This is a genomic window from Bifidobacterium leontopitheci (assembly GCF_009193355.1).
Taxonomy (GTDB): Bacteria; Actinomycetota; Actinomycetes; order Actinomycetales; family Bifidobacteriaceae; genus Bifidobacterium; species Bifidobacterium leontopitheci.
Window position 1 is genome coordinate 1 of the sequence record NZ_WBVT01000019.1, and the last position, 13,952, is coordinate 13,952.

General features: G+C 63.6%; 10 protein-coding genes and 1 pseudogene. All 11 read right to left on the bottom strand.

All coding sequences use genetic code 11. From position 1 onward, the window contains the following. Positions 1 to 1,406: pseudogene (locus tag F7D09_RS06740) on the bottom strand (hypothetical protein); the annotation flags it as partial. A 44-nt stretch (positions 1,407 to 1,450) separates the two neighbouring features. Beyond that, entirely contained in the window at positions 1,451 to 3,268 is a 1,818-nt protein-coding gene (locus F7D09_RS06745; protein ID WP_152234643.1) for a S8 family serine peptidase, read from the bottom strand. A 55-nt stretch (positions 3,269 to 3,323) separates the two neighbouring features. Then, positions 3,324 to 3,704 carry a hypothetical protein gene (locus tag F7D09_RS06750; protein ID WP_152234644.1) on the bottom strand — a complete coding sequence of 127 codons (381 nt, stop codon included), beginning with the start codon at positions 3,702 to 3,704 and terminating at the stop codon, positions 3,324 to 3,326. A 121-nt stretch (positions 3,705 to 3,825) separates the two neighbouring features. Beyond that, on the bottom strand, positions 3,826 to 4,119 hold the full coding sequence (locus F7D09_RS06755; protein ID WP_226836042.1) for a WXG100 family type VII secretion target: 294 nt from the start codon (positions 4,117 to 4,119) through the stop codon (positions 3,826 to 3,828). A 55-nt stretch (positions 4,120 to 4,174) separates the two neighbouring features. Continuing rightward, complete coding sequence (locus F7D09_RS06760; protein WP_152234645.1) at positions 4,175 to 4,486, bottom strand: WXG100 family type VII secretion target; 312 nt, start codon at positions 4,484 to 4,486, stop codon at positions 4,175 to 4,177. Between the two features lie 346 nt (positions 4,487 to 4,832). Then, on the bottom strand, positions 4,833 to 7,448 hold the full coding sequence (gene pepN / locus F7D09_RS06765; RefSeq protein WP_152234646.1) for an aminopeptidase N: 2,616 nt from the start codon (positions 7,446 to 7,448) through the stop codon (positions 4,833 to 4,835). Between the two features lie 201 nt (positions 7,449 to 7,649). Next, positions 7,650 to 9,488: a ribonuclease J gene (locus tag F7D09_RS06770; protein ID WP_152234647.1), complete on the bottom strand. Its 1,839-nt coding sequence runs from the start codon at positions 9,486 to 9,488 to the stop codon at positions 7,650 to 7,652. A gap of 216 nt (positions 9,489 to 9,704) precedes the next feature. Then, positions 9,705 to 10,610, bottom strand: a complete 906-nt coding sequence (gene dapA, locus F7D09_RS06775; protein WP_152234648.1) for a 4-hydroxy-tetrahydrodipicolinate synthase — start codon at positions 10,608 to 10,610, stop codon at positions 9,705 to 9,707. A gap of 151 nt (positions 10,611 to 10,761) precedes the next feature. Continuing rightward, a complete protein-coding gene (gene dapB, locus F7D09_RS06780) occupies positions 10,762 to 11,517 on the bottom strand; it encodes a 4-hydroxy-tetrahydrodipicolinate reductase (RefSeq protein WP_152234649.1) in 756 nt (251 codons plus the stop codon). Positions 11,518 to 11,642: 125 nt separating this feature from the next. Next, complete coding sequence (locus tag F7D09_RS06785) at positions 11,643 to 13,070, bottom strand: MFS transporter (protein WP_152234650.1); 1,428 nt, start codon at positions 13,068 to 13,070, stop codon at positions 11,643 to 11,645. Continuing rightward, positions 13,067 to 13,837 (bottom strand): GNAT family N-acetyltransferase, encoded by a 771-nt coding sequence (locus F7D09_RS06790; protein ID WP_226836044.1) that lies wholly within the window; start codon positions 13,835 to 13,837, stop codon positions 13,067 to 13,069. The genes F7D09_RS06785 and F7D09_RS06790 overlap by 4 nt, the downstream gene beginning before the upstream one ends. Positions 13,838 to 13,952: the final 115 nt, after the last annotated feature.

The window sequence follows — 13,952 nt, forward strand, 5'->3', positions numbered from 1 at the left end:
CTGGAACACCAAACGACGCCAGGAACGGCTGGGGGGACTGACCCCGGAGGAATTCCGGGACACGTTCCCCACAGCCCGGTCTGGTACCCTTTAATAAACCACGTCCAACTTTTGGGGCGCAGTTCAGAAGACGGGGGATTATATGGATCGTAGGTCGGAGGGTTGTACGGGTTATACGTGTCATAGGGATCCGGAGTCGGCGTAGGAGGATCCGGAGGCCCGGGGATGGGCTCATAGTAGCCGGTATTCCCGCCATCGATGTCAAAGTCTTGGGAATCACCGCCATTGGAGTCGTTGGAGTTATTCCAGTTATTTCCGCTTCCGTTCCCGGAATCACCGCTGTTGCCGCCATTGTCGGAGCCACCGCCATTGTTGCGGTGGTTATTGGCGATGTTCTGCTTGACCTGCTCGGTGGCGTCCTCGATGGTCTTGCGCTGCTGGGGGTCGTTGTCGTCGTATGTGTCGTAGATGTCGGGGATGCCGTCGCCATCGGAGTCGACCCACACGTCCGGCACGCCGTCGAGATTGTAGTCATAGTAGTCGGGATCGCCGTCGCCGTTCAGGTCGTACGCACCACCGCCGAGATACGTGCCCGGACCGGGGACGCGGCCATCATCACCCGTGTTGTCGTCCGGGTCCGGGTCGGGGACGGGGATGGGGATGGGGATAGGAGAGCCCCCCGTGGATTCCGGTTCGGGGAGGGCCACAGGCCTTAAATCCCCGCCGACAGCCTGTCTAAACTGTTCTTTTACATCGTCAAGCAAGTCGCCTGCCGCTTTTTCTCGATTGTTAGCCAAATACATGTTGATTTTCTCAACTGGATTAGACCATCCTGCAGTATCGATAATCTTATTGAGGACAGGGATATGCACTACTACGTTCCGCACACCATTCAGCATGTCCGTGGATTGCTGATCCAACTTGCTTCCAGGCAATCCGTCCCTGTGATTCCGTACATAGTCTATGACGCTGTTCGCCCGATTCGCAATGTCATTCATGGTAGAGGTCTGTTCGGCAAGAGTTTCGTCGTATTTCAGATTAACGATATTTTTCCCATACTCAATTGCCTTTTCTGCTGTTTCACCCTCAAAACTTGCAGATGCGTCAATTTGCTTACTCACCTTATCGACAGCTTGCACAGCCTGACCAGCTTCACGTTCTTGCCCATCAGCGTTCGAGACCACCCAGTGCGGACTGTTGGCAATTTCCGTCAACACCTGTTCGTTCGTGGTGCCTAACGAACTGTTCGTGTTGCATACAGCGAAGAACGTATCAAGAGCATTCTTTGCCTTACTGACGGCGCCTTCAAATACATCAGCAACCAAATCACTGACGCCTCCAACGGCATCAACCATGTTGTCGAAGACGTTACCAAGGTTATCATCCCATGTCACTCGATTGGCCATCGTTGGTTCCTTCTCCTAGTTACTCTACTACTATGTTGAATTGGTTATCGCGAGTGTCGGCCATGTTGACTGCCTGCATGTCCTTGGGACTGTGGCATGTGTGGCTGTGCCGCTGAAGGATATGATGCTGCCGGCGGCACCTGCTGCTGTCCGTACGGCTGTTGTGATGACGGGGGCATCGACTGGGCAGAGCCAGTGAAAGGACGGTATCCCGGTGCTTGCCCGGGTTGCGGTTGCGGCCATTGCTGGGAGGGCTGCGCGGGCGGCGTCTGCCGCACATAGCCACGCGTCACACCATACAACGGCACCTCAGCAACACGGCGAGCTTTACGCCGACGCCGGCCCAGCACAACAGCCAGCACCACGCCAAGAACAAGAACGGCGACACCACCACCAACGGCGAACCACGCCCACGACGGGAACGAGCCACCGGACTGTTCGTCCTTGGCCATGCTCTGAGTCTTCGGGGAAGCCTCGCCGCCGGTAGAGCCAATCCCGCCGGCGGTGGCCGTGGCAGAGTATCTCATGCAATCCGAACCACCGTCCGCACGGCACTGCTCCACCTTCTTCCACGCCGCCTGCTGACGCTCGTACTCCCTGCCGATCAGACCGGCCTCACACGGAACCTTAACATCCGCAGCCGAGCCGATACCCTCCGGGTTCGTCTTGCAGTCCTGCGTATACCAGTCCTTCTTATCGTCATACTGGGCTGCGGCCTTCACCTGATACTCCAGAATCGGGTTCACGTCCTTGTACTGCGTCGGATCCACCGTCAGCAACGCGTTCAGATTCACCTCGCCGAAACCGCGCCTGCGTTCCGGATCGATGACTGGTTTGCCCTTGCCGCTCTTCGTGTTCCGAATCAACGACTGAATCAGCTGGTTGCCGGTCGCCTCCGGCCACTTCTGCGCGGCCAACGTGAGATAGGAGGTGAGGACTGCGGCGGCGGTGGATGTACCACCGTTGCCCACACGATTGTCGCCGCGCGACAGCTCGTTTACCGGATTAAGTACGTTCTGTCCATAGGAAAGCACCGCCACATTGCCGTCCATGGTGTCGGATGACGAGGCTAAGTCACCGTCCTGTGTAACGGAGTTGACCATTACGACGCCAGGAAACGTATTCCAGTCACGGGGATCACCCGTCAGGTCATCCAGTCCCGGATCAGTGTCGTTGGCGCGGGCGGAAACGATGATGACACCGTGGCTCAATGCGTTGACATAACTCTCATAGTCAGTGTCCGACATACTACCGAATGAGGAGAGGTTGGCAACGCGGGCACCCCAATGCACGGCTGTGTCCATGTTGGCCCCTGGATTCGTATTGACACCGTTGCTGTCTGACGAGTCGCAAATCCTGTTATACGGTAAGCCAAGCGTTCTGACGCCAGTGGCGATGCTAAGCACTTTGGCCTTCGGAGCGCTACCGATGACGCCTGGTCGATCGGACACATAGTTGCGGCCGTTACCAACAATCCACGAAAGCATGTCCGTTCCATGTGAAGAATAGTACTGATAGCCGTAGTTAGTTTCCCCTGCCTTGATGGAGGCAACCATCGGCTGACCGTCAATGGAACAAGACGTCTCGTGCCCCTCGGCGTCACGAAAAACGCCAAGCTGATAGTCAATATCCGCATCCGAAAGCACAGGATTGTCGCTCACAGGAATGGTATCGATGACCGCGACCTTCACACCGGACCCGTCGATGCCCTGCTTCCACGCGTTCTGCACCACATCGTTCACCGCCGGCCAGCGCCCGTCACCAGCCGAAGCCGCCACAGCCTGCGGAGCCCACGCCACCGGCAACACACACGCCAATGCGCACGCGACACCCGCTTTGAACCGAGACCAACGTGAACCCATGTGATAATGCTCCTTGAATTGATGCTGCCGTGTTGCTGCGTGAACGCCGTACCAATCAGATGTCGATAACTGGCCGGTCGATGGTCTTAGGCTTGTCAGACGAAGACGACGCTGGCTTATACGACTGCTGCGTACCTTCGACCTTCTTCTGCTCGGCCTGCAGCTGCATCTGCACGCCTTCCTCGAAGGTCTCCTGATACGTGGTCGCTTGGGCCATACGGTCGGAATAATCTTGCATCCAGCGTGCATACGTACCCTTGTTGCCGTTCGCCGTCGTCTTGACCGAATGCAGAGCCTTGTTGATCTGCTGGGTGAACGACATGCGCACACCGCCGGTCACGTTGATCTTCGGCGCGGAGGCAATGCCTTCAGCACCCGCGGCGAGCTTGCCGGCAAGATATCGCGCCTGATCAGGGTCGAAATTGATCTGTCCCATGATAGCCTTCCCCCATTGGTCACGAATAATGTCGTGATGTGATGCCGGCCGTTGCCGTCACAACGGTAGCGGCCGGCATCATTACGGTTTTCGTTGATTCAAGCCCTCCTCGGGCAGCGAATCAGCCGAAGAAGCCGGCGGCCTTGTGATCGCTGGCGGTGTAGCTGGAGGAGATCTCCGAAGTGGCGGCGGCGATTTGGTTGAGAATACGGCGCACGTCGTTCAGGTCGGCGTTCCACTTGGACTGGGCGACCGTGTAGGCCTGCTGCGCGGAGCCGTCCCAGTTCTGACGAAGCTGGTTGACTTTGGCGTCAAGCTGGTCGAGCTGCTGCTGGATGCCGTCCGCACCGTGACGGATGTCCTCGGCGAGCGACTGCACCTGCGCCGGGTTGACGGAGAAAGAACCGATAGCCATGATGAATCCTTATCTTTCTGATGTTGTCTGATTGTCCAGGAATCGTGAAAGCGCGTCAGCTCAGCATGCTGGCGATCTTGGAGACGTTCTGCTCGTGCTCCTGCTCGTTGCGCTCCTGCTCCTTCTCGGTCTGGCTCAGCTGCTGCTCGAGATTGTTCAGCTGGTTGTTGATGCTTGTGGTCTTCTCGTCCCACGCGTTCACCATCTGCGTGTAGGCGTTGGCCGCGTCGCCGGACCAGTAGGCGCGCATCTGCTCAATCTCACCGCGCACACGACGAATCTCGTTTTCGATGCCCTGACGAGCCTCCGCGACGGCCTGCTGACCCTTCCGAAGCGCACCGGCCTCTGCGGAAATACGATCTGCCATGGCTCACTCTCCTTTGATTGTTCTTCCCGGCTCACGCCGTCATTGGGATGATAATGCCGAGGAGCTTCTTACGAACCCCCTACGGTTGTCTAGTGTACTCCCATTCGGCGTTCAGCAATACCCCAACTACGTAACATTTCGGTATATGGTCAGTGAACGGAGAACCGTGCAGATATGACGATGCGGGCGGCCGTGGAACCACCCCCAGTCGGCTACGCCGACAGCCCCCGCCAGCGGGGGCGAGAAAAAACAGCCACATCAACCCCTCCCCCGCAAACGCCCCAGCAAATGAAAACGGCCCTCGCCAACGAAGGCGAGGGCCGTTACGCAGTCAGCTCAGCTATGCTTACAGCGCGGCGTTGTAGTCGCGCACGGCGAGCGTGCGCTGCGAGGACTCGACGTTGGCACGCACGATGCGCTTAAGCGCATTGTCGGCGTCCTCATGCGTGTCAAGCCACTGCTGGCCGAGCGAGACGAGCGTGGCCGGGTCGGCGTAGCCCGGGTACAGGCCTTCGAGCGTCGCCTCAGCCATGTGGAAGCTCTTGTTCTTCCACACCCAGTCGGCCACCTCGTAGTACTTCGCGGCGTACGGCTCGGCAAGGTCGGGGCGCGGCGTCGCGGCGAAACCTCGGGCCACGGCCTCAAGCTGCATGTTGGTCAGGTCGGCGTTGTGCAGCGCCTGATCCCACGCCCACGCCTTCGCCTCGGCATCGCCGCGGACCGCGCGGGCGCCGAGCGCGAACTCGCGGTTCTCGGTGGTCTCGTGCTTGGCGAGCTGCGCGTCGATGACATCCTGGCCAATCAGGCCGGCGCTGGACAGCGCGTTGATGATCGTCCACGTGAAGTTGTTGTCGATCTCCAGACCGTCCAGCACCACGGAACCGTCAAGCAGGCCCTTCGCGTTGCGCACGAAGTCGGCGTCGTCCTTCTCGCCGTAGCCAAGGTAGGCGCCGGCGAGCTGGAACTGCTGGTCGGAGCCGGCGGGAGCGGCAGAGGCGAGCTTCCACAGCCCGGCGGCCACGTGCTTGACGACCGCGTCACGACGCTCGGGCGCCGTGTAGTGCCACACGGTGGTGCTCATGCAGGCGAGCGCGTAACGGAACGTGGTGGATTCGGTCTCGGTGCCGAGCAGCGCGAGCGTCGTGTCGATGAACCGCTCCGCCGGCAGCTCGCCGTCGCGCGTCATGTCCCACAGCGACAGCCAGACGACCGCGCGGGCGAGCGCATCGTCGAACCGGTGCAGGTTCGCGATGGCGAACTCGAGCGACTCGGCGTCGAACCGCAGCTTCGTATAGGTCAGGTCGTCGTCGTTCACCAGGATGAACGCCGGGCGACGCTTGCCGGCAGCCGCCTCGACGACCGTCGCCTCACCGTCCACGTCCAGCTCGAGACGGTCGGTGCGCACGATCTTGCCGCTGGCCGGGTCCTCGTTGTAGAAGCCGATGGCCAGACGGTGCGGGCGCAGCACCGGATGCTCGGCCGGAGCGCTCTGGCGCAGCGTCAGCGAGGCGATGGTCTTGCCGTCGTCCTGCATCGCCAGGTCGGTGGCGATGGTGTTGATGCCGGACTGTTCGAGCCACTTGGCGCTCCACGCCTTGAGGTCGCGGCCGGACGCTGCCTCCAGCTCGGCGAGCAGGTCGTCGAGCGTGGCGTTCGAGTAGGCGTACTTGTTGAGGTACTGGTTGATGCCCTTGAAGAACTGGTAGCGGCCCACGTAGAACACGAGCTGCTTGAGCACGGAGGCGCCCTTCGCATAGGTGATGCCGTCGAAGTTCACGTACGTGTCGTTGAGGTCGTTGATTGGCGCGACGATCGGGTGCGTGGTGCTCAGCTGGTCCTGGCGCAGAGCCCAGCTCTTCTCGCCGGAGCAGAACGTGGCCCACGCGTCATGCCATTCGGTGGCCTCGGCGGTGGCGAGCGTGGAGGTGAACTCGGCGAAGGACTCGTTGAGCCACAGGTCGTTCCACCACTTCATGGTCACGTAGTCGCCGAACCACATGTGGGCGAGCTCGTGCAGCACGGTCACGACGCGGCGTTCGGCGAGCGCGTCGGTGACCTTCGATTCGAACACGTACTGGTCACGGATGGTGACCATGCCGATGTTCTCCATGGCGCCCGCGTTGTACTCGGGCACGTAGATCTGGTCGTACTTGGCGTACGGGTATGGCACGCCCCACGTCTTGGCGTAGAAGGCGAAGCCCTTCTTGGTGATGTCGAACAGGTAGTCGACGTCCTTGGAGAACGCCTCGGCGAGCGCCTGGCGGCAGTACTGGGCCATCTGGATGGTGCGGCCGTCCTCGTTGAGGTACGTGGTGTGCCATTCGGCGTACGGGCCGGCGCAGATGGCGGTCAGGTAGGAGCTCATGATCGGCGTGGTCTCGAACGTCCAGCGCTTCGCGGTCTCGGGGGCGTGGTCGCCGAGCACGCCTTCGGCGGTGGTGACCTCGGGCACGTCCTCGACGGTGCGCGTCGGCATGTTGGAGGTGACGATCCACGACTTCGGCGCGAGCACGGTGAAGTCGAACGTGGCCTTGAGGTCGGGCTGGTCGAACACGGCGTACACGCGGCGGGCGTCCGGCACCTCGAACTGGGAGTAGAGGTAGATGTTGCCGTCGGACGGGTCGACGCTGCGGTGCAGGCCCTCACCCGTGTTCGAGTAGACGCATTCGGCCTTGACGGTGACCTCGTTGCGGTCCTTGAGGCCGGCGAGCTCGATGCGGTTGTCGACGAAGACGGCGGCCGGGTCGAGGGATTCGCCGTTGAGCGTGACTTCGGAGACCGAGTCGGCGATCAGGTCGAGGAACGTGGTGCTGCCCGGCTTCGCGGCGAAGCTGATGGTCGCGGTGGAACCGAACGTGCGCGGGTTCTCGGTCAGGTCAAGCCAGACTCGATAGCTGATGGGCGCGGAGACGACGGACTTGCGTTCCTCGGCTTCCACGCGGGTGAGGTTTGCACCTGGCATACTCTTCTTTACTCCTTACTTGGTTCTCGGACCCCTGCAAACCGGCCTGACGCGACGAAGAGGAACAAGACGCCGCGGGCGTGCACGTCGGTGCGCGGTCCTCGGCGTCCTGCTCCTCTTCGAGGCGGTCGTCCCACCTTGCGCGGGGTGCGACCGGTTGTTCGGAATCTATTGTGACATCGGCTTATGCCGGTGCTGTTACTACTTCCTGGGTTCTTCGATGATGTCCTGCGCGATGTCGGCCACGACGGGGACGATCATCGGCTTGCGGTGAAGCTGGCGGGCGACCCAGCTGCCGAGCGTGCGGCGCATGAGCTGCTGCAGCTTGTACGTGTCCTTCGTGCCCTGCATCATCGCGTCCTGCAGCTGCTCGACGATTTGATGGCGGACCTTGTTGAACTCGCTTTCGTCCTCCGCCACGGCGTTGAGGAAGATCTTCGGACCGGTGACGACCTCGGCGGCCTCCGTGTCGACCACGACGAAGCTGGAGACGAAGCCCTCGGTTCCGAGGATGCGGCGCTTCTCGAGCTCCTCGTCGGTCAGCTCGCCGACCGAGTCGCCGTCCACGTACACGTAGCCGCACGGCACGGAGCCGACGACCGCGGCCTTGCCGTGGTAGAGGTCGACGACGTCGCCGTCCTCGGCGAGGACCACGTTCTGCGGGTCGACGCCGGTCTTGACGGCGATGAGGCCGTTGGCCACGAGGTGACGGTTCTCGCCGTGGATCGGCATCGCGCACTTGGGCTTGACGATGTTGTACATGTACAGCAGCTCGCCCTCGTTGCAGTGGCCGGAGACGTGCACGGCCGCGTTGTCGCGGTTGACGACGCGCGCGCCGAGCTGCACGAGCTTGTTGATGACCTTGTACACCTCGTGCTCGTTGCCGGGGATGAGGGAGCTGGCGAGGATGACCGTATCGAACTCGTTGATGGTGATGTCGCGGTGGTTGCCGTCGGCGATGCGGCCGAGGGCGGCCATCGGCTCGCCCTGGGAGCCGGTGCACATGTAGACGATCTTGTCGTCCTGCACGTCGTGCGCCTGCTTGAGGTCGATGACCGTGCCTTCGGGGATGTGCAGGTAGCCGAGGTCGGCGGCGATGGACATGTTGCGCACCATGGAGCGGCCGACGAAGACGACCTTGCGCCCGTACTTGTGGGCGGTGTCGACGACCTGCTGGACGCGGTGCACGTGGCTGGAGAAGCTGGCGACGATGATCTTGCGGCTCGCCTGCGCGAACGCCTGGTCGAGCGCCGGGCCGATCGAGGTCTCCGGCTTGACGAAGCCCGGCACCTCGGCGTTGGTGGAGTCCATCATGAGCAGGTCGACGCCCTGCTCGCCGATCTTGCCGAACTCAACGAGGTCGGTGATCTTGTGGTCGAGCGGCAGCTGGTCGAGCTTGATGTCGCCGGTGTCGATCAGGGAGCCGGCGGGCGTCTTGACGTAGCAGGCGAGCGCGTCCGGAATCGAGTGGGTGACGGTGATGAACTCGAGGTTGAACGGGCCGACCTTGAGCTTGTCGCGGCCCTTGACCTCCACCATGGTGGGGTGCTGGTTGTGCTCCTGGCACTTCGCCTCGACGAAGGCGAGCGTCAGCTTGGAGCCGATCAGCGGGATGTCCGGGCGCAGCTTGAGCAGGTAGGGCACGCCGCCGATGTGGTCCTCGTGGCCGTGGGTGAGCACGAGCGCGTCGACCTTGTCGAGACGGTCCTTGATGTAGCTGAAGTCGGGCAGGATCAGGTCGACGCCCGGCTGCTCCTCCTCGGGGAAGAGCACGCCGCAGTCGATGAGCAGCAGGTGACCGTTATATTCGATCACGTTCATGTTGCGGCCGATCTCGCCGAGGCCGCCGAGCGGCGTGATGCGCATGGAGCCCTTGCGGTACTTCGGCGGGGCGATCAGGACGTCGTCCTGCTGGGGCGCGGTGGCCTGGCCCTTGTAGGTGCCGCCGTTGCCGCGCGTGGAGCCGCCGCGGCGACGGGATGCGCCTGCGGAGCGGGACCTGCGTGAGTTGTTGTTCTTCTTGTGTTGTTCTTGTGCCATTCTCACTTGGTTTTCTGTTCTTTGCCTTCGTGTGGTTTGCGAAGGCGACGTTTCAGTGGCCGGCCGGGCGGCGCGTCCAGGCGTGTGCGTGGCTGAGCGGCGCGGCTGGCATGCGTGGCCGGCTGGTTCCGCAGCTCCCCTGAACTGGCGGACCGCACCAATCCCGCAAGCCGTGCCGTCGGCGGATGTGGCCGGCGTGCGCGTCCGGCGGATGCCTTACAGCAAGCCGGCGGCCTTCATACCCTCTTCGGCCTTGTCCAGCTGGTCGGCGTCCGGTCCGATGTTCGGCAGACGCATGGCGGTGGAGGTCAGGTATCCCTTCATCTTCAGCGCGGCCTTGGCCATGACGGCCTGGTAACCGTCGCCGTTGAGCGCGTGGACGAGCGGCGCGAGCTGGTTCGCCAGACGCTGCGCCTCATGGATGTCGCCGCGGTCGAACGCCTCGACGAGGTCGCGCATCGGGGTGGCTGCCACGTGGGCGATCACGGAGATGATGCCGACCGCTCCGATGGACAGGAACGGCAGGAACAGGCCGTCATCGCCGGAATACCAGGCGAGGCCGGTCCGCTGCTGCTTCTCGACTGCCGCGGCGAGGTCGCCGGTGGCGTCCTTGACCGCCTTCACATGCTCCAGTTCGGCGAGACGGTCGTACGTCTCGACCTTCACCTTGAGGCCGGTGCGGCCGGGCACGTCGTAGACGATGATCGGCTTCTCGGCCGACTCATCGACCGCCTTGTAATGGCCGACGACGCCATCCTGGCTGGGACGCGAGTAGTAGGGCATGACGACCAGCACCGCGTCGGCGCCGGCCTCCTGGGTCTGCTCGACCATGCGCACGGTGTGCGCGGTGTCGTTCGAGCCGGCTCCGGAGATCACCGGGACGTTCACGACCTCCTTGACGGCCTTGACAAGCTCAACCTTTTCCTCCATGTGCGTCACCGGGGATTCACCGGTCGTGCCGTTGACCACCAGACCGTCCGCACCGTCCGCGACAAGCTGGCGGGCGAGCTGCTGCGCGGCGTCGTAATCGACCGAGCCGTCGGACTTCATGGGGGTGACCATGGCGGGAAGAATACGGCCGAACGGAGCCGGATTGAGAAGATGCATAGTACCGTCACTCATAGTTCACTACCGTACTTCCAACTCGGGACGCGCGGCGGCCGGTTCGAGGCCCCGCGTCCATGCCGCGAACGGCTGGCGGATGAGGGCGAAGCGGCCGTGCCCGAAGCGGCGGGTACGGGTACGGCGGAGACGAGGCACCCGCCGGCTGCGGTCACAGGTCGAGGAACTTGTCGAGGCCGACGGTGAGGCCCGCGGGGGCGTCGGAGGCGAGCTTGCGCACGGCGAGGAGCACGCCGGGCATGAACGAGCCACGGTCGAAGCTGTCGGCGCGGATGGTCAGCTGCTCCCCCGCGTTGCCGAACAGCACCTCTTCGTGGGCGTTGAGGCCGCGCAGGCGCACGGCGTGCACGTGCACGCCGTCGACGACCTGGCCGCGCGAGCCGCCGTCGGTCTCGGTGGCGTCCGGCATGGGGCCAAGACCCGCGGCCTTGCGCGCGGCGGCGATGCCCTGCGCCGTATGGATGGCGGTGCCGGAGGGGGCGTCCACCTTGGTCGGGTGGTGCAGTTCGATGACCTCGGCGGACTCGAAGTACTTCGCGGCCTTGACGGCGAAATAGTCGGCGAGCACGGCGGAGATGGCGAAGTTCGGCGCGATGAACACCTTCTGTGCGTCGGGGCGAGGTCCGTTCGCGATGGCCTCGCGCACCTTCGCGAGCTTCTCCTCGGTCCAGCCGGTGGTGCCGACCACCACGTCGACGCCCTGCGCGGCGAGCTTGAGCACGTTGCCGAGCGACACGCTCGGCACGGTGAACTCGACCGTCACGTCGGTGTTCTCGGGGGTGATGGCCGCCAGATCGTCGGCGGCGTCAAGCGTTAGCGCCAGCTGCATGTCGGCGGCGCCGTTCACCGCCTCGACCACGTGAGAGCCCATGCGCCCCTTGGCGCCGACCACGGAAACCTTGATCATGCTGGTATGCCTTTCTGTGTGTGGTGTGCGGCGCCGGCCGCGGCTTGCGCCGCACACACGTTCCGGTTCTTATGCAATCCGGTTTCCGAGCCTACACGCGCCCGCCGAAGTCGTGGGGCGGCGCATCAGCGGCGGCGTCGGGCGAGCCACCAGCCGAACAGGGCGAGCGGCACCGCGCACAGCGTGACCGTCCACGGGATCATCATGCTCAAGTGCGGGCCGGACGCATCGAGCACGGCGCCGGCAAGCGTCGAGCCGAACGACGTGCCGACCGAACCGGCCGTCGTCACCCATGAGAGCCCTTCGGTCAGGGACCGGGCGGGCACGATGTCCTTGACGATGAGGTTGCCGGTGGCGAACAGCGGCGACACGCACAATCCGGCGAGCACCTCCATCGCGCCGAGCAGCAGGAAGTTGTCCATCGTCACCCGGAACAGCACATAGCCGACCGTGAGCAGCGCGAGGAACACGACCATGTGACGCCAATGCGACCCCTTCAGCTGCCGTGAGCCGAAGATCACTGCGCCGCAGCACGAACCGACCGCGAACATGGCGAGCTGCAGACCGAGCAGATGCTCCACACCGGCGGCCTTCATCGTGGCTGTCATCGACACGTCGAACGCGGTGAAGCTCATGTTGAACACGATGAACACGACGAGCAGCGGCACGATGCCGGGATACGTGAGCACGTTTTTGGGCTTCGCCGCGCCGGTGCGATGCAGGCGGCGCAGCGAGAACCGCTGGGACGTCCCGCGGCCGGATGCCTGCTGCGTACAGGACCGCTGCGCGGCGGCCCGCCGGTCGGCTTCTGCGGCGTCTGGGATGCCGGTGCCAGCGCCGCCGATGTCAGCGCCGCCGGTCTTTGACGATGCGGATGCTTCGACCTGCACCGGCTCCAGCACCGGCGGCACGGTGCTGCGCAGCGAGAAGAACACCGCGCCGCCGACGCCGCAGGCCGCGGTCGGCACGAACAGCTGGGACACCGGGTGCACGGATGTGGCGAGGAAGGCGGCAAGGATCGGACCGAGGATGAACACCACCTCGTCGATGGCCGCCTCCATCGCGTACGCCGTGTTGAGCAGCGCGCCGTTGCCCGTGCCGCGCAGTACGTATGCCCACCGGGTGCGCACGAGCGCGCCGAACGAGAACTGCGTGGCGCCCATGGCGATAGCGAGCGCGAACAACGCCGGAATCGGCACGCGCATGAGCGCCGCGAACGCGAACGCCAGCATGACGACCACCTGCACGGTCAATGCCACCGGGCCCACACGATGCTGGCCGAACCGGTCGAACATCCGCGCATAGAACGGGGTGACCGCGGCGACGGCGAGAATGTAGGCGGCGCTCATCGAGCCGGCGATCGTCCAGTTGTCGTACAGGTGGTTGAGCGCGAGCACGATGCCGAGGGCCATCATGGAGATCGGCAGTCTGGCCACCGCACCGGAGACGCAGAAGGACTTCGCCCCGGGGATGCGGAACAGCGTGGCATACGGGGATGCGTGACGCTCGCGGGAGCACAGATCATGCTCGGTCGAGTCAATGGCGTCGCTCATCGTGTCGCCTCCTCGCCCTGCGTCGCCTCCCGTCCGGTTGAGGCCGGTCGAAGGTCGTTGGAGGGGCTCTCCGCAGCCGCGGTGTCCGACTGCGCGACAGAGGACTGTCGCGGTTCCCCGGCGTAGATGAAGATGTCATCCATGTCGCCGTCCTCGGGATGGTCGGCGGCGAACCGTTCGGCTACACGGTCGAGCCCTTTGTGGTCGTAAAAACTCACGTCGCAGCTCGAATCGGTGTGCAGGTAGTAGCGGCTCACGCCAAGCTGCGAGAAATAACGCATGGCGTGACGCCACAAGGTGCCGCCGACACCATGGCCGCGCGCGTCGGAGGAGACGAGGAACAGTTCGATCTCCGCCTGCGCGGTGTCGTTGATGCCGACCTCGTCCTCCATGCGCGTTTCCAGCGCATGCCAGTGGTTGGTTTCTGCGAGCGTCTTCGCGCCGAGCTCGCTGCGGTCGAGTTCGGCGTCGATGTCGGCGAGCGCCGTTGCGGCCTGCGGGAACAGGACCGGCTGGCCGACGACACGGCTCAGCGTGACGCCCATGAACCGGCCGTCCCGTTCGGCGATTTCACCGCGGGTGGTGGGCTGCAGGTAGTGCAGTACGAAGTGGCGCGATATGCGCATGGAGACCGGTGTGCCCGCGGCTGAGCTGCATTCGCCCCATGTGCGGTCGAATTCGCGGACGATGGCGTCCACGTCGTCCCAGGTCATGGGCCGGTAGGTCACCGGCCCGGTTGCATTGGTGGTGCTGTCGTGCGCAACCATGAATACTCCTTTTGGTTCGTTGCGTCCGGCACGTGTGCCCGCCCACACGGTGCACCAAGGGTCGCGGCTCCCCTGCCGACGGCGACTGTCGCGGTGCGTTCCATCCGCGACCGGA

Bases quoted from the DNA above. Each gene is read 5' to 3' on its own strand.
- F7D09_RS06745 (WP_152234643.1), bottom strand. From the start codon at position 3,268: ATGGGTTCACGTTGGTCTCGGTTCAAAGCGGGTGTCGCGTGCGCATTG.
- F7D09_RS06750 (WP_152234644.1), bottom strand. From the start codon at position 3,704: ATGGGACAGATCAATTTCGACCCTGATCAGGCGCGATATCTTGCCGGC.
- F7D09_RS06755 (WP_226836042.1), bottom strand. From the start codon at position 4,119: ATGGCTATCGGTTCTTTCTCCGTCAACCCGGCGCAGGTGCAGTCGCTC.
- F7D09_RS06760 (WP_152234645.1), bottom strand. From the start codon at position 4,486: ATGGCAGATCGTATTTCCGCAGAGGCCGGTGCGCTTCGGAAGGGTCAG.
- pepN (WP_152234646.1), bottom strand. From the start codon at position 7,448: ATGCCAGGTGCAAACCTCACCCGCGTGGAAGCCGAGGAACGCAAGTCC.
- F7D09_RS06770 (WP_152234647.1), bottom strand. From the start codon at position 9,488: ATGGCACAAGAACAACACAAGAAGAACAACAACTCACGCAGGTCCCGC.
- dapA (WP_152234648.1), bottom strand. From the start codon at position 10,610: ATGAGTGACGGTACTATGCATCTTCTCAATCCGGCTCCGTTCGGCCGT.
- dapB (WP_152234649.1), bottom strand. From the start codon at position 11,517: ATGATCAAGGTTTCCGTGGTCGGCGCCAAGGGGCGCATGGGCTCTCAC.
- F7D09_RS06785 (WP_152234650.1), bottom strand. From the start codon at position 13,070: ATGAGCGACGCCATTGACTCGACCGAGCATGATCTGTGCTCCCGCGAG.
- F7D09_RS06790 (WP_226836044.1), bottom strand. From the start codon at position 13,837: ATGGTTGCGCACGACAGCACCACCAATGCAACCGGGCCGGTGACCTAC.